This window comes from Fervidobacterium gondwanense DSM 13020, assembly GCF_900143265.1.
In the GTDB taxonomy this organism is placed as follows: Bacteria; Thermotogota; Thermotogae; order Thermotogales; family Fervidobacteriaceae; genus Fervidobacterium; species Fervidobacterium gondwanense.
Genome location: NZ_FRDJ01000003.1, coordinates 106,503 through 122,866, shown reverse-complemented (window position 1 = coordinate 122,866; position 16,364 = coordinate 106,503). Strand labels below are relative to the sequence as shown.

Sequence of the window (16,364 nt, the reverse complement as noted above, 5' to 3'; positions counted from 1 at the left end):
TTACTTTGCTTGTATTATATCACACAAGTACCCTATTATGTCAATAGTTTTTCAAAAAAATCCTCTGACACGTCTTGTGTCAGAGGGAAAAGAAAGTAACAATAATGTCGAGATTTGGGAAGGGATGCTGGATTGATAAACTACTTACACGAGTTCTTTGAAACCCTCACCATACACTTGCCGGGCTTCGTTGACGAAGAAAAACGCCTTCGGGTCGATTGTTCGAATTGCAGTTGTAAGTTCGTGTAACTCGCGCCTTTTTATAACTATCATTAGAACATTCTTAGATTGATTTGTGTATCCTCCCCTTGCCTCAAAGACTGTAACACCTCTTTCAAGCTCGTTCAGCACAAATCTTTTAATATCGTCTGCTTTTTCTGAAACAACCCACAGGTTCGTTGATAGTTCGAGACCTTTCATAACAAAGTCAATTGTTGTTCCATTGACGATAATGGCAAGAATAGAGTATAAACCAGTATCTATGTTGTAAGCCAGTCCTGCTGAAAGACCTATGGCAAAGTCGAGAAAGAGTATAGACATACCAAAAGGCGCTCCAAAGAATTTATTAAGAATCTTGGCTATAATGTCTGTACCACCTGTAGATGCGTTCTGTGAGAAGGCGATAGCCATACCAACGGCTGTTAGTATATCGCCAAAGAAGACAGCCAAGATCATGTCGCTACCATGATACTTGTACATTGGAATAACCCTGTCAAATAAATCTATGAAAAAATTCAGCAAAAATGTACAGTATATCGTTTTGAAACTGAAGTCAAAACCTATTATCAAAAATGCGGTCAAAAATAGCGTAGCGTTTATTATGTACATCCATATACCAACCGATATTGGCAAGAATTTGTTCAGAACTATCGCTAAGCCTGAAGCACCACCAGCTGCTATATTATTGGGAATCAAGAATATTACCAAGCCAAGCGCTGTGAGAAATACTCCGAGCGATGATAAAACGTACTCTCTTGTTAGTTCAGCCAAGCGTTTCCTACTTCCCACGGAAATTTCACCACCCTTATTCCCATCTCATTCAGTATTGATTCCTTATACTGTACTTTTCCTTTTTCTCCTTCAACAATAGCACCTGCGTGCCCCATTTTCTTTCCTTCCGGTGCATGCCTCCCTGCAAAGAAAGCAACTATGTCTTTCGGAAGAAAACCTATCTTAAGAGCGTGTTTAATACCACTTATCTCATCTTCACCACCGATTTCGCCTATCACTAAGACTTTATCATACCCCAATTTCTTTACAGTATCAAACGCCTCTGAGACATTTGTACCAACCACTGGATCTCCGCCAAGTCCTAATCCAACCGCTACTCCAATACCATCACTCAGGTATTTTGCTGTCTCATACATCAACGTTCCACTTCTTGAGATAATCGCCACCTTACCGGGTTTGAAATACCTTTCTGGCATTATTCCGACTTTCACTTTTTCTAATGGGTGTATAACCCCCGGACAGTTCGGACCTATAACATTTATACCTTGGTACTTCGCAAGTTTTAAAACTTTCAATGTGTCATGTACTGGAACATGCTCGGTTATAATCACGCAGTTCTTTACACCGTTCGAAGCAGCATCTTGAAACGCCTCCAAGACACTTGGTGCAGGCACGAAAAGAATAGCTGTATCTACTGGTCCCAATTTGGAAACGTAATCTTCGAGTGATACTACAACTGGAATGTTTTCTATCGATTTCACTATCCTATTTTTACTCACGCCACAGACAACATTTGTACCGTACTCGAGCATTCTTTTGAGATGATAACTACCGTATTTTCCAGTAGCTCCATATACACAAACTCTCTCATTCGCGAACAACATCTCTTCTCACTCCTTTAACTCTCCTATCTACAGATTCAATAAGTTCCTTCATGTCATTGGTTGATACGATTCCACTCTCTTCTAACAACTTTTTAGCTATTACTTCGTTGTTTCCCGAAAGTCTTATGTATATCTCAAAACTCGGATTTTTACTTTTGAATTCGGTAACTCCTTTTGCAATTTCAAGACAGTCGGTTATTCCACCGAATATGTTCAGTACAGCCTTGTTTGTTATCTTTTGCACCTTTGTCAACGCACTGTAAAGTGTATCAGCCGTTGCACCACCGCCGATATCGCAGAAATTCGCTGGCTTGAACCCGTGTTCAGTGAGTGCATCTATTGTGGCCATGACGATACCTGCTCCACAACCGATGACACCAACGTCACCGCCGAGTACCACGAAAGAATCTTCCACGGAAGACTCTCCCGCCCACCACTGACGGTAGAGCGCGCTGTCGTCCACGTGGAAAACAGCATCAAGTGCGTAGTAATAACCATTAGATTCAACGAACGGATTTATTTCAAGCAGTGTCAGGTCGTACTTAACGAATATGTCATAAAGTCTTCTTGCAAAAGCTCTTACTTCAAGTGGTAAATCGTTTACTCTGTTTGTTTTTACAACTTCTTCTGGATGAGTCTTCGTAAACTCTTCGATATCTATTCCTCCATGACTCGAATATACAAAAACGATGTCTCTTAGACTTCTATCTATCGTTATCGAAATATAGTGTTCACTTTCGTGTGGAACAAATTCTTCAACGAGAACCCCTTCCGGAATTTCACCTTTTATTTCGCTGTCCATAATCTTACTCACATTACTTATTGCCTGTTCAATGGTTTTTGAAACAAGCACTCCTCCAGCCTTCATCCTTCCGCCTACAAGAACTTGAGCTTTAGCCACCTGAGGAAATCCTAATTTTTTTAGTGCTTCTACATAGTCTTGTAAGTCTGAATTTCTAAGAATCAGAATACTTTTCGGAACTCTCACTCCTTCGGCTCTCAAAATGTCCTTCGCAACGTACTCTTGCACTTTCATACTCTCGCCTCCCCTTAAAATTTTCAAAGAAAAATACCCCAAAAATCTGTGGTTTTTGGGGCGCCCATCCCTTAAAGGCAGGTCTCCCGACTTGCGGATCATCCTACTCCCTGCGCCTTCCCAGCCTTTTGAGAATTAGCCAGTGGCATTGTGCAGGTTTCGTCCCCACTCACGGTGGCCCGACCGTCCCGGATTCGCACCGGTGTTCCCTTTTAAGCTTTCGCACCTCTAAGGTAGGGGATATTTAGATTCAGTATGATTTTTCACTAATATCATATGGTGACTTGATGAAACTTTCAATACTTGCTAATAGTCGAATTTTGAAAATTATAAAGATTTAAATAACTGTTTTTTTAAATTTCATCTTAAATCTTCTGTATACTATATTCACTATTTCTCAAAAAACGATATAAAATTTATATGTAGACAAAGTCTATCTTTTTATGATATAATAAGTTACACCTAATTTAGTTATATTCGGACTCTTTCTATCAGAAAGTGAAGATAAGGGGTGGTTGTATGAAAAACTTGGGTCAATTATTACTCCAAGAAGAGCCTTTTTCAGAGATTGTTATTGGCAACACAGCGATAGTGCGAGCAATGATTGAAAGTGGCGTTAGAGTAGTTACATCGTACCCTGGTTCGCCAACACCTGAGATAGCCGAAACGATTAATCTACTTCCAAAAGAAAAGTCCCCGCTTTATTTCGAATTTTCCACGAATGAAAAGGTAGCCCTTGAGGTCGCCTTCGGTGCGGCGGTGAATGGATACACATCGTGTGTCTTTTTCAAAAGCGTAGGTATGAATGTTGTAGCTGATTCGTTTGTGCAGCTAAGCATGATGGAGATACCTGGCGGTATGGTTGTGGTTATAGGCGATGACCCGGGTGCGAATAGTTCTCAAAACGAGCAAGATAACAGACATTACGCAAGACTTTCATATACACCTTTGTTTGAACCAAAAGACGCTCAAGAAGTTTATAGCATGTTCATCGAAGCGGTTAAATACGCAAGAGAATTCAAGTCTCCTGTAATCCTCCGCCTTACAACCCACACAGCCCATTTCAAGCAAAAAGTCAAATTTGGAATTTACAAACAAACCGAATTAACACCTCATAGGTTTGACCCCAAAAATCTTGGACCGTACATCCCAATAGGGCAAAACGTACCAGTTATGAAGAGGCGTGCACTGGAAAAATTGAGGAAGTGGGAAGAAGTTTCCGAAAAGTACGCGTACATTTTAAACAACGGTAGCGAGATTGGAATTATAACCGCAGGGTTACCTTACCTTTCACTGCTCGATGTACTCGGTGATAATAAAAACAAAGTTGACATATTGAGGCTCGGAATGGTATATCCATTCCCACGAAAGGCAATCGTAAAGTTTCTTAGGTCACATAAGGTGATCAAAATACTTGAAGAGCTCGATGATTTCATCGAGGAAAAAGTTAAGGCAATCGCATTTGAGGAAGGTATAAACGTGAAGATTGTCGGAAAACAGGATATGGAAGATTTGATTGGCGAATACACACCGGAAAAGGTAGCAAACGTAATGCGCAAATTCATGCCTGAGCTGGTGAGAGAGATAAAATCTCCTGAACACAAAGTCCGTGCTATTTCAAGACCACCACAACTCTGTCCAGGTTGTGGTCATAGACCTGTCTTTTACGTGCTTTCTAAAATCCTCCGCGAGCATGACATGTCGGTTGCAGATATCGGTTGTCACACGTTGGGATTCTTAGAACCATACAACGTCGGACAAGTGCTACTTTCGATGGGGCACTCAACTGGTACTGCTTCGGGTTTGAGTTTGTTCAACACTGAGAGAAAAATCGTGGCTTTCCTTGGCGATTCCACATTCTTCCATGCAGGAATTCCTGGAATCATAAATGCTGTATTCAATAAGCATAACTTTACACTCGTTGTTATGGAAAACGGTACAACAGCCATGACCGGTCACCAAGACCATCCAGGAAAGGCAATGAAAATTAGGAACATCTTAGAAGCAATTGGTGTAAAACACATATGGGAAGTTGATACTTACCAACAAGACAAACTTGAAGAGATTTTGAAGACAGCGCTATCAACGCCGGAGTTCAACGTCGTCATAGCAAAGCACCCGTGTATGTTGAAATTCACAAGGGAAAGAAGACGGAAGGGTATTGTCAAGGTACCGCAAATGAAGGTTACAAATGCTTGTACTCTTGCAAGAGTTTGTATCTCCAAATTCGCATGTCCATCGTTCCAAATTGCAGATGACGGGAGTATTTTCGTACACGAAGACTTGTGTATTGGTGATGGTTCGTGTATTCCAGTCTGTCCTTCTGGTGCGCTTGAACTCGAGAAATTTGAAGTTGGTGGTGATACAAAATGAGAAAATTCGATATTTATCTCATCGGTGTCGGCGGGCAGGGAATAGGACTTCTCAGCGAAGTGCTCATACGTGCAATAGATTACAGCGGGCAAAATTGCATAGGGGTTGACACACACGGACTTGCTCAGAGAGGTGGTGTCGTGTCTTCGCATATAGGAATCGGAGACGTTAATTCTCCACTGACGATGTCAGGTGATGTTGATTTAGTCTTAGCACTTGAAAGGCATGAGGCAGGTAGAGCTATGAATTACCTAAAAGACGGTGGTACGTTGGTCTATTATGATACATCGTGGCAACCATTACCTGTCAGACTGGGAAGAGAAGGAGAATTGAAAAATGAAGAATTAGAAATCGTCGCAAGAGAACGGAATATTAAACTCTTCAGAGCTAAGTACAATTTGCCGGATGTACGGATGCAAAACATATCATTACTGGCAGTCGTAGCTAAGAATAATTTGATACCGAATGTCAAAACCGAACACTATTTAAAAGCTATGGAGGATCTGATGAATGAAAAAGTTTTTGAATCAAACAAGAAAGTCTTTGAAAGTATATTGGAGGCGATGTAAGTATGGAAAAGAGAAATGAGATATCAATCGTACTGAGCGGTGCGGCTGGTCAGGGAATTCAAGCTGTCGAGCACATATTGACACGAGTTGCTAAAGACTCTGGCTTTCATGTATTCGCTACAAAAGAGTACATGTCGAGAGTAAGAGGCGGAAACAACTCAACTGAAATCCGGATAGCATCACAACCTGTAAAGGCTTTTGTGAACAGAATCGACGTACTTGTTCCACTTAACGATAATGCAATTGAAAGACTGAGAGAAAGGATTACAGAAGAGACGATTATCATCGGAGAGGGGCGATATGTGGAAAAAGAGAAGAACTCGATACCGCTCATGTTCGAAGAGATAGCTGAGAGTTTTGGGAATAAGATTTACGAGAATTCTGTCGCCATCGGCGTCTTGGCAGGGATAATTAACGCCAGCGAGGATGCTTTGGTGAAGAATATCAGCGCCTATTTCTCAAAGAAAAATGAAGAAGTTGTGAAAGGTAATGTCAACGCAGCGCTTAAAGGTTACGAAATTGGTAAGTCACTTGGTTTGAAATTCGAGATAACGCCAAACGAAAAGGTTAAGAAACAGTATCTCTTGAACGGTTCAGAAGCAGTGGCTAAGGGTGCCATCGCAGGTGGTTGTAACTTCATCTCTTCATACCCGATGTCGCCTGCCACTACGGTATTCACCGAACTTTCAAGATTGTCAAACCAGTACGGTATATTGGTTGACCAAGCTGAAGACGAAATTGCTGCGGCAAACATGGCTATCGCAGCTTGGTATGCAGGTGCAAGAGCTATGGTCTCAACATCTGGCGGTGGTTTCGCACTTATGACAGAAGCGATAAGTTTATCAGGAATGATAGAGACTCCTATCGTTGTCCATCTTGGTCAGAGACCTGGTCCAGCTACTGGATTACCGACAAGGACTGAACAGGGAGATTTGAATCTGGTGCTTTACTCAGGGCATGGAGACTTTCCAAGAGTCATCTACGCTCCTGGCAACTTGTGCGAAGCATATGAACTTAGTGCAAAAGCGTTCAATATCGCGGATAAATATCAAGTTCCAGTCTTTATTCTCACCGATGAATACTTCCTCGATTCGTTCTACAATGTGGAGGAAATGCCAGAAGTAAAGATAGAACGCTACGTAGTGAAGAGTGATGAGAATTACAAACGCTACCTTCTAACCGAAGATGGAATCTCTCCAAGAAGTATTCCGGGTTACGGTAAAGGATTAGTAAGGGTCGACAGCGATGAACACGATGAATACGGACACATAACCGAGAGCGCTAAGGTCAGAAAAACAATGGTTGAGAAGAGGTTGAAGAAAGGCAAAAAGTTGTTGGAAGATGCCGTACCACCGAAGTTGTTCGGAAATGAGAATTATGATTACCTTATCGTCGCATGGGGCTCAACTCAGTTGATAATTCGCGAAGCGCTCGAAAAGATGGGAAATGAAAAAGTTGCACTCTTACATTTTTCACAAGTCTATCCTGTACCAAGAATCGCAGAAGAGTATTTGAGAAAAGCCAAGAAAGTAATATTCGTTGAGCAGAATGCGACTGGTCAGTTTGCAGACTTGGTTAAACTCACTTTTGGAATAGACACGAGTAACAGGATACTGAAATACGATGGATTTGCATTTTCTGTAGAAGAACTTGTTGAAACACTCTCCAAGGAGGTTGAGTAATATGTTCGAACCAAAGATATACGATATTCCAGATGCTGATATAGCCTGGTGTCCAGGTTGTGGAAATTTTGGTATTATAAACGAATTGAAAACTGCCCTGGCACAGCTGGAACTTGACCCAACTCAAGTTGTACTGGTCTCTGGAATTGGCCAAGCTGCGAAGATGCCGCAGTATGTAAAGGCGAACATGTTCAATGGACTGCATGGTAGGTCTTTACCTGCCGCAGTTGCGATTAAGATGGTCAACCCTAATCTTGTAGTCATCGCCGAAAGTGGTGATGGATGTACATACGGAGAAGGAGGAAACCATTTTATTCATACGATACGAAAGAACCCTGACATAACGAATATAGTTCACGACAACCAGATATATGGTTTGACAAAAGGGCAAGCGTCACCGACAACAGCCCGTGGACAAGTGACTACACTGCAATTCGACGGAGTTTACGTAGACCCATTTAATCCAATCGCTGTAGCTGTCGCGTTGGATGCTTCTTTCGTTGCAAGGAGTTTTTCTGGAAATTTCCAGCTTACCGTTGAGCTCATCAAAATGGCTATAAAGCACAAAGGCTATGCCCTTATAGACATACTCCAGCCCTGTGTCACGTTCAACAAAGTCAACACATATCAGTGGTACAGAGAGAACACATACTTGCTGCCTGACAGTTATGACCCAACCGATAGGGAACACGCTTTTAGAATAGCAACGGATACCTCAAAGCTCGCTCTTGGAGTCATATACAAGAATCCAAACAAACCAGTCTTTGAAGAACAGCTCGCGCCCTACAAAAATGATAAGACACCAGTTGCATTGAGGGGGTTAGAGGTATGATAGAGTCGAGGTACAGATTAATCCCTCAATTTACACTCAAAGATGAGGACGGAAACGATTTTTCGTGGAAGAACTTGCTTGGCAAGTACTCAGTTGTCTATTTCTACCCAAAAGCGAACACGCCGGGTTGTACTATGGAAGGTTTGGACTTCACAAAACTAATAGATGAATTCAACGGAAACGTGGTTGGTATATCACCTGACAGTTGCAACGCAATATCGAGTTTTAAATCAAAGAAGGGATTAAAAGTTAAGCTACTTTCTGATCCTGAAAAAACTGTGGCTGAACAATTCGGTGCGGCGAAAGACGGAAAATTGATTCGCTCAACGTTCATAGTCGATCCATGGGGCAGGATAAGAAAAGAATGGCTGAAAGTTAGTGTGAATGGGCATGCGGAGGAGGTACTCGAGGAATACAGGAAAATTATACAAGAAGATAATGAAATTAACGATAGTATATTGCTACGCAGGGCACTTAGAGGTGTAAGACCCGACCCTGTAGATGACGAAAAGATTGAAAAATTGATTAGAGCTGCACACCTCGCACCATCTTGCATGAATAAGCAACCATGGAGATTTATCGTCGTAAAGAGTCAGGAGAACCTCGAAAAGCTACATACTGCGCTCTCTGAAGGAAATTACTGGATGAAACACGCACCAGTCATGATAATAGTATATACTGACGACGAACTCGGCTGTCAGCTCAGCGATAGAAGGAACTATTCGTTGTTTGACACGGGAACGGCCGTAGGGTTCTTGTTAACTCAAGCAACACAGATGGGACTTATCGCACATCCTGTTGCAGGATACGACCCAATTAAAGTAAAGGAGCTATTTGGTATTAATGGAATTGTTATAACACTCATCGCCGTTGGCTACTGGGGGAATATAGACATTCTAAATGAAAAGCACACAGCGGTAGAATTGGGCGATAGGATGCGGAAACCAATTGAAGAAGTTTGCAAAATCATCTGAAACAATTAAAAAAGACAAGCAGGCACAAAAGCCTGCTTGTTCTTATTTATATCCTGTGTTTTTCAAATCCTTTTTGAATTTGGGCCAGTCGCTCCAAGCTAAGCCAGAAGATAACGTGTAGACACCTTTTAGATATCCATCACTTGTTCCCACGTATATTATCCCATCGTTATCAATGGTCAGCGATGAAGGATTACCACCTATGTATGATTTCCATTTCTTATTTCCATTCGCGTCAAGAGCGTACAAATATCCATCATCGCTTGCAACGTATATCGTACTCCAAGAAGCTAAGAGTGGCGTTGATCTCACATAGCTGTTTGTCTTAAATCCCCACTTTACAACGCCATCTCTACCAATGGCGTATAGATATCCATCATCGCTTCCGATGTAAACTGTGCCGTCAGAACCTATCACCGGAGACGACCTTATCCAGTCGTCTGACCGAAATTGCCATCTCAGTCTCCCGTCTGACGTTATTGCGTATAAACAACCATCGTCGCTACCTACGTACACAGTACCGTCGTATCCAATCGCTGGTGATGAACGGACAGCTCCATTTGTCTTGTATTTCCACTTCAAAGAACCCGAGAATTTGTCAATTGCGTAAAGGTACCCATCATCGCTACCGATGTACACAGTCCAATAATCAACAGCTGGGGAGGAATATATATTTCCCGTGGCATAAAAAATCCATTTTATTCTCGACGGTGAAAATTTATCTATAGCCATCACTTTCCCACTGATGTTTGCAACATACACATGCGAAGAATCAATCGCAGGGGATACTTTAACTATATTCCCAGTTGAGATACTCCATTTTGGAGTTCCATCGGGGTTTATTGCATAAAGATATCCATCATCACTACCAACGTATATCGTTCCATCAGTATCTATCGCCGGTGATGATTGAATCCTAGCGTTCGTTTTGAACTTCCATTTGAATTCGTTATTCAATCCTACAGCGTATAAATATCCGTCACCACTGCCAAAATATATCGTATTTCTGTAAGAATCTATAGCGGGACACGTTACAACACTATCGTTCGATTTGAATTTCCATACTATATCCCCTTCTACAGGTCTTCTGATATTGAGTGATATACTCTTTTCAGCCTCATTATTTGCCAAATCGTACGCTATTGCTCTTAACGTGTAAGAGCCTGAATAATACCTTGTATCAACGACAAACGTGTACGGATGCTCTTTCTTTTCTCCAACCTTGATGAAACCCAGATAGAGCTCAACTTTGTCCACTTTGTTGTTGTCACTCGCGTTAACTTCGACATTCACAAAGCCTACGACCACTTCACCATTCATTGGTTTTGTAATATTCACCGTTGGAAATGTATTATCTATACGTATCTGGATACTCTTTTCCTTTGATTTGCCGAAAGTATCGTAAGCAACTGCTCTTAGTGTGTACTGACCATCTGGGTAGTTCTTAGTGTTAAGTGTGTATCTGTAGGGACTTGCTGTCATTTCGTTGATTTTTGTTGTATTAAGGTAAAGTTCAACTTTCTGAATGCCGTTTCCATCACTTGCCGAAACTTCGATGTTTGCGTTTCCTGATAGATATGCTCCATCTTTCGGTGAGATAAATTCCACGCCTGGCTGGTTATTCTCAAACACGAGCTGCATATTTGCTTCAGCTGTGTTTCCTGCTAAGTCGTAAGCTATCACCTTAAACGTATACCTTCCATCTGAATATCTTGTCGTGTCAATCGAATATGAATACGGCGCTGAAGTCTTTTCACCCAACTTCGTTGAATCAAGATAATATTCAACCTTGCTAATGCCAACTTGGTCAGTTGCCTCGATATTGATATTTACTGTACCTGAAACGTACGGACCAGTTATATTTGTCAATATCATTGCTTGTGGAGGAATTTTATCGACGATGATATTCTTCGATGTTTGTCCGACTATGCCGAACTCACTTACAGCTTTCACAAGAATCTCCGTGCTATCATCGGTAATAGATACCGGCACTCTCTCTATTCCTTCAGATATTTCTGTTCCTTTCTCCCCAACTTTCTCGTTGTTTGAAAAAACTTCTATTTTATTGAGTTTTGGACCTTTTTGTACTTCTACTTCGACGTAATTGCCCACGTAGTCGTTTTTAATGGTCACCTTTGGCTGGTTAAAATCCAAAGTTAACTCGCCCTTGCCAGATTGAGTGACATTGCCAGACTTATCATAAGCCTTGGCTGTAAATTCAAAATTCTTAATATTTCCTTCCTGTACAGGAACGTCCGGAAGGTAAAATACCACAGTTCCAGACTTTTTACGGACAGTTCTTGATTCTACAAGGTTTGCACCATCGTACAGTTCTATCCTGTCTACAATATCGTTGTCTGAGAACTGCACAGTTACAGCAACTTTGACGTTCGGTATATCAACAATGTAACTTACTGAGAGACTTACGGTAGGATTCTGCCTATCTTGAAATAGCACACAGGACGTGGTTGCAATCAGGATAATCATAAGCATGAGAACAGAAATACGCTTTTTCACATTAACACCCCCGTGAGTTACACAAGAAACTTACAGTCACTCCATTAGACATTTTCAATAAAGTTTTCGTTCAAAGTACAAAAATAATAACCCCTCATGTAGAGGGGCTAATGTGCTTTCTTTTTATTTTCACGAAAGACAGTTATTATGTACAAAACACTGCCAGAAAGTTGCAGAATCGCCGAGATGTTACCATTTGTCACCTTAATTCGAAAATTCTTCTGCATAACAGCCATTGAATCTTTCGATTCAAGCATTTCAACAAGTTCTTCAAGTGTTATCCCTCGTTCGAGCATTCTTTCGTAAACATGTGGAGTTAATAGTGCTTCTTTATCAATCAAAGATATATAAAGTTTGTCCATAAGCTCTTTATTTCATCAAAGAATCAACTTCTATTCTCATGCCTCTTGAGCGTATCGCTGCTTCAAAAAATGCAAGATCTTTCAAAGCTTCCACTGGATGTCCAAGAACATTTGGTTTACCTTGAGTTAGTACTTCGTAGAAATCGAGAAATTCGTTTTTAAAGGTATTCTCTTCTGGAATTTGGATTTCAGCTCCATGCTCCCCCACTATTCTAATCTTCGACTCGTCCATGTATATTCTGCCATTAGTACCGACTATCTCAAAGTACTGGCGACCACTGAGTGCGTACGAAATGGTGTAATTTCCAATTACACCGTTTTTGAATTCGAAAACTGCCGAAAGTGAATCATCGTCACCAAGATAGTCCGAGACACGCTTTACCGTTCCACTCACCCACGCAATGTCTCCAAAGATCACCCTTAATGCCGCGATATGGTGAACTCCGCCGTCTGATAGAAATCCACCTATGTGCTTAGGGTTTTGTCTCCATGCAGTTTTAGCGTATTTGTTCGACTTATCCATGCCTATCCATAGATGCCAGATGACAAAGACAGGTTTACCTATAACATTTTCATCAACTATGTTTCTTATCTTGTTGAATCTAAAATCATGGCGGTAATTTTCAGCGATGTATATTACCCTGTCCGTCTTTGTCGAAAGTTCGATGATTTCTTTACCTGTTTCCACATCTGTTGAGATTGGTTTTTCGCATATTACATGAAATCCTTTTTCGATGCTCTTCTTGATAAAAGGCACATTTAGTTCAATTGGGAGAGTTAAGTCTACAGCGTCTACGCTTTTCGAATCTAACATTGCTTCGTAAGAATTGAAGATCTCAGGTGTGTATCCAAGCTGGGTTTTAATCATTTGAGCGAATTCTTCCGCACTTTCCTTCCTTCTACTTGTAACTGCTGAAATTTCGAATTTATCCTTCAAATCAACAAGAGCTGGAAGGTGAAGTTCCCTTGCCGCAATTCCACAACCAACTATTCCAAGTTTGATTTTCTTCATATACATCGCCTCTCTTCACAAGAGCTTTTTGAGAACTTTTTCGAAAAACCTCAAAATCTTTGTTCCAAAGAACTCTCTTGACTTATCTAATGGCTCAACTTTAACAACACAAACGCCTAAGAATTTTCCAAAAAGTACGTCTGTGAATATCTGATCCCCAATCACAACGACCTTACTCCTGTCTTTAAGTTCTTTCCCAAGAATGGCTTTTGTCTTGAACGTTAGAGGTTTCAAAGCACGCCATATTACAGGAACATCATAATCAAGATTGCGTCTCCTACCATTAGAGACAATGTAAATAGAAGCACCTTTCGATTTCAAATATTCAAAAATTTTAACTATGTCCTCCGGAACATGTTCAGAACGCCAGATGTTTATTGTATTGTCGAAGTCAAAAAGAAAAACCCTTTTTCCTTCATTAAGAAGTTTATCAAAATCTATATCAGCCACCGATTGGGCGTATCGCATACACTTTGCCATTCAATTATTCTCCTTTCAGAATTCAAGTTTCTAACCTTCCAAGAAGGGCATTATCGAAGCACTCAACCTACTTCTGACAATCCTCTTAACCTTTTGGATAGTATTATCTACCTTCTTAAAATTCACGCCAACCGCTTCTTCGATTTCTTTATAGCTATAACCATCGAGCCAAAGCTCGAATATTTTAGTTTCGTCTTCATTCAAAGCTTCCAAAATCTCTTCGTGTACAACGCTTAAAATAGTGTTCCTCACAACGTTGGTGCTTGCCGCAGTATCGGCAACAAAGTAATCTATCTGCTCGTCGTCAACATCGTCGAATACCGAATCCATGCTTGTTGAATCGGAGAGCATCTTATTTTTCTTCCTGTTCTGGTAAGTTATGAACGTTTTTATCTCCGACTCTATACTTCTCCAAGCAAAGGTAGAAAAAGAACTCTTTCCAGGTTCAAAGTAAAATATCGCCTTAATCAGCCCTATGAGTCCGTTTTGAACTATATCGTCGAACTCCGCCCAAGGTGCATAAAACTGTGAGGCTATCCTCACGACCATAGGATAAAACTTTTCTATTAACAAGTCTATAGCTTCACTCAATCCACTTTGAGCGAGTTCAACAAGTTTTTCTGTAGGTTTACTTCTAAGGGCGTACTTTATCATCACTGATACCTTCTGCTAAAGTTTATATAACACCGTTGATTATATCAGCTAACGTTCCAATATCCTTTGCAACCAAATGTGGTTTTATTGGGTTTTTCTCAGCTTGTTCTAACGTTGCCTCGCCAGTTAAAACAAGGCATGTCAATGTTCCTGCCTGCAGTCCGGCGAGTATATCTGTGTAAAGCCTGTCTCCAACCATACAGGTTTCTTCTTTTGTAACGTTGTTGTGCTTCATAACCATCTCTATCAACTTAGGTTCAGGCTTACCGAAAACAATGTTTGGATACATTCCTGAAGCTTTTCTTATCAAAGAGGCTATAGCTCCGGCATCTGGAAGAGGTCCTTCGTCAGATGGGCAGTTTAAATCTGGGTTTGTTACTACGAAAAGAGCACCCTTGGAAATGAACTGTGTCGCTTTCTTCAATTTCTCGTATGTAAGGGTTTTATCAAACGTGACAACGACAATTTCCGGATTATCTTCTACTACTTGGTGTCCAGCGTTTTGAAATTCGAGCTTTATATCTTCAGTTCCAACCACGTACACTTTTTTGCTTCCGAATTCATCGTAAAGGTACTGAGCTGTCGCTACGCCAGCAGTCACAATCTGCTCTTTGGATATCTCGATTCCCATATCCTTGAATTCCTCGACATAGCTTTCCAAAGTTCTGTTAGAGTTATTTGTTAGAAAAACCATCTTTCTGGACTGACGCTTTATCGCTTCGTAGAATCTTTTTGAACCATCAAATAGTTTACCGCTTATATAAAATGTTCCGTCTATATCCAAGATAAACAATTGGCATTTTCCTATTCTTTCCTTAGCATTTTCAGATATTTCGAAGTAGCTGAACTGCTCAATTTTCGATGAATTGTTCACTTATAACCCTCCCTACGTAAGAAATTTAAACTTTTGCAATCTAATTATACCACAATCATGCTCCCTTATTTTGTAATAGAAGAGTTCGGTGATATAATAGCGCTATAATGCCCACAAAGGAGGTGGCAATATGAAAAAGATTTTCGTTATAACTTTGATGATTGTTTTAACAACATTATCTTTCACTTCGACATCTACATCTGAAAACTTTGTATTAAGTATTGTTCCTCAGCATCCTCAAGGTTTATTTGTAGAGTTCACTTCTATAGGTTTTTCTTTTGGAAACTCTGAAATATCAACACAACCTCTATTCGACGTAATTGGTGCGTTCAATCTAAAGTTAAGGTACTATCCAACTAATTGGATCGTAATAAACAACGAAACATATTTGTGGGACCCGTTTTTTATCAACAAGGCGTACTTAGGTGAGAGCATTGATCCAAACTATCAAATGTATATACTTCTAAACATGACGCATCTACATTCAAATTTCTTCATAAGTCCTGTTGTAGTAAGGCCTTTTGTTCAAACGGGATTGGTTTCCGTGTTTAACCCAGGTTCAGAGTATGTAACAGTCCTTGTAGGACGTGGGTTTCTAAGTGCCGGAATATTGGCAACGGAAAATATAGAAATTTTCTCGACAATAGAAGGCGGTATGCTTATAAACGTATGGCAATCGGCTAATACACCGGATGACTGGGAATCGATTGTGAACGAAGCTCGCCAAAAATCCCTATATGCCACAGCAAGAGCCGGTTTCATTTGGTACTATGACAGGTACTCAGGCTTAGAATTAGGTTATCGTCTAATATTGCATGGAGCTGATAGTCCTCTCAGGTTTATTCAAGGTTACTCTTTCACTGACTACATATACAATTATTTCAGTGCTCTGTACTACGCGAACCCAGATGATCCAAGAATAAGCATCCCATTTATAACAACTGATTATTACTTGAGTTTCACAACAAAATTCTAATATGTTGAGCATGTATTAAGTTCGTGAAAAAAAGGATTATCTAAAGAAAAATTCACTTGCTTAATTTTATTTATATCAAGGTGATTTTGAAAGAAAATCAACATTATTTATGCTTTTCTTCTAAAATCTTTTCATTTATAACTTGTGAAATTTTTAGTTTTGTGATAGAATAATTTTGAATAATTTGA

At 40.4% G+C, this 16,364-nt stretch carries 15 protein-coding genes and 1 riboswitch; of the genes, 6 read left to right on the top strand and 9 right to left on the bottom strand.

Annotated elements, in window-relative coordinates; genetic code table 11:
- Nucleotides 1–144: 144 nt before the first annotated feature.
- The 3 genes from BUA11_RS03860 to BUA11_RS03850 are packed head-to-tail and all read right to left on the bottom strand — an operon-like array spanning nt 145 to nt 2,871.
- Nucleotides 145–1,008, bottom strand: a complete 864-nt coding sequence (locus BUA11_RS03860) for a YitT family protein (RefSeq protein WP_143145265.1) — start codon at nt 1,006–1,008, stop codon at nt 145–147.
- Nucleotides 978–1,835: a succinate--CoA ligase subunit alpha gene (locus BUA11_RS03855; protein WP_072758557.1), complete on the bottom strand. Its 858-nt coding sequence runs from the start codon at nt 1,833–1,835 to the stop codon at nt 978–980. The genes BUA11_RS03860 and BUA11_RS03855 overlap by 31 nt, the downstream gene beginning before the upstream one ends.
- Nucleotides 1,819–2,871, bottom strand: coding sequence for an ATP-grasp domain-containing protein (locus BUA11_RS03850; protein ID WP_072758554.1), 1,053 nt, complete (start codon nt 2,869–2,871; stop codon nt 1,819–1,821). Before BUA11_RS03850 ends, BUA11_RS03855 begins: the two co-directional genes overlap by 17 nt.
- A 59-nt stretch (nt 2,872–2,930) precedes the next feature.
- Nucleotides 2,931–3,116: riboswitch (cobalamin riboswitch) on the bottom strand.
- Nucleotides 3,117–3,390: 274 nt separating this feature from the next.
- On the opposite strand from BUA11_RS03850, the gene BUA11_RS03845 reads away from it, so the two are divergent.
- Genes BUA11_RS03845 through BUA11_RS03825 form a run of 5 tightly spaced genes read left to right on the top strand, consistent with a single transcriptional unit; the run spans nt 3,391 to nt 9,301 of the window.
- Complete coding sequence (locus tag BUA11_RS03845) at nt 3,391–5,244, top strand: thiamine pyrophosphate-dependent enzyme (protein WP_072758552.1); 1,854 nt, start codon at nt 3,391–3,393, stop codon at nt 5,242–5,244.
- Nucleotides 5,241–5,813, top strand: coding sequence for a 2-oxoacid:acceptor oxidoreductase family protein (locus BUA11_RS03840; protein ID WP_072758550.1), 573 nt, complete (start codon nt 5,241–5,243; stop codon nt 5,811–5,813). The genes BUA11_RS03845 and BUA11_RS03840 overlap by 4 nt, the downstream gene beginning before the upstream one ends.
- 2 nt (nt 5,814–5,815) lie before the next feature.
- The gene (locus BUA11_RS03835) at nt 5,816–7,495 is read left to right on the top strand and encodes a 2-oxoacid:acceptor oxidoreductase subunit alpha (RefSeq protein ID WP_072758548.1); all 1,680 of its coding nucleotides are present in this window, start codon (nt 5,816–5,818) and stop codon (nt 7,493–7,495) included.
- Between the two features lies 1 nt (nt 7,496).
- Nucleotides 7,497–8,327: a thiamine pyrophosphate-dependent enzyme gene (locus BUA11_RS03830; RefSeq protein WP_072758546.1), complete on the top strand. Its 831-nt coding sequence runs from the start codon at nt 7,497–7,499 to the stop codon at nt 8,325–8,327.
- Nucleotides 8,324–9,301, top strand: coding sequence for a redoxin domain-containing protein (locus BUA11_RS03825; RefSeq protein WP_072758544.1), 978 nt, complete (start codon nt 8,324–8,326; stop codon nt 9,299–9,301). The genes BUA11_RS03830 and BUA11_RS03825 overlap by 4 nt, the downstream gene beginning before the upstream one ends.
- A 42-nt stretch (nt 9,302–9,343) precedes the next feature.
- On the opposite strand, the gene BUA11_RS03820 is transcribed toward BUA11_RS03825, so the two are convergent.
- The 6 genes from BUA11_RS03820 to BUA11_RS03795 form a co-directional block, all read right to left on the bottom strand.
- Complete coding sequence (locus BUA11_RS03820; protein WP_072758542.1) at nt 9,344–11,818, bottom strand: beta-alanine-activating enzyme beta-propeller domain-containing protein; 2,475 nt, start codon at nt 11,816–11,818, stop codon at nt 9,344–9,346.
- A 107-nt stretch (nt 11,819–11,925) separates the two neighbouring features.
- The gene (locus BUA11_RS03815) at nt 11,926–12,180 is read right to left on the bottom strand and encodes a DUF4258 domain-containing protein (RefSeq protein ID WP_072758539.1); all 255 of its coding nucleotides are present in this window, start codon (nt 12,178–12,180) and stop codon (nt 11,926–11,928) included.
- A 7-nt stretch (nt 12,181–12,187) separates the two neighbouring features.
- Nucleotides 12,188–13,192 (bottom strand): Gfo/Idh/MocA family protein, encoded by a 1,005-nt coding sequence (locus BUA11_RS03810; protein WP_072758537.1) that lies wholly within the window; start codon nt 13,190–13,192, stop codon nt 12,188–12,190.
- 15 nt (nt 13,193–13,207) lie between these two features.
- A complete protein-coding gene (locus tag BUA11_RS03805) occupies nt 13,208–13,672 on the bottom strand; it encodes a YqeG family HAD IIIA-type phosphatase (protein WP_143145264.1) in 465 nt (154 codons plus the stop codon).
- 30 nt (nt 13,673–13,702) lie between these two features.
- On the bottom strand, nt 13,703–14,326 hold the full coding sequence (locus BUA11_RS03800; protein ID WP_072758535.1) for a sigma-70 family RNA polymerase sigma factor: 624 nt from the start codon (nt 14,324–14,326) through the stop codon (nt 13,703–13,705).
- Between the two features lie 22 nt (nt 14,327–14,348).
- A complete protein-coding gene (locus tag BUA11_RS03795) occupies nt 14,349–15,200 on the bottom strand; it encodes an HAD-IIA family hydrolase (RefSeq protein WP_084634348.1) in 852 nt (283 codons plus the stop codon).
- A gap of 130 nt (nt 15,201–15,330) precedes the next feature.
- On the opposite strand from BUA11_RS03795, the gene BUA11_RS03790 reads away from it, so the two are divergent.
- The gene (locus BUA11_RS03790; protein ID WP_072758533.1) at nt 15,331–16,176 is read left to right on the top strand and encodes a hypothetical protein; all 846 of its coding nucleotides are present in this window, start codon (nt 15,331–15,333) and stop codon (nt 16,174–16,176) included.
- Nucleotides 16,177–16,364 lie beyond the last annotated feature (188 nt).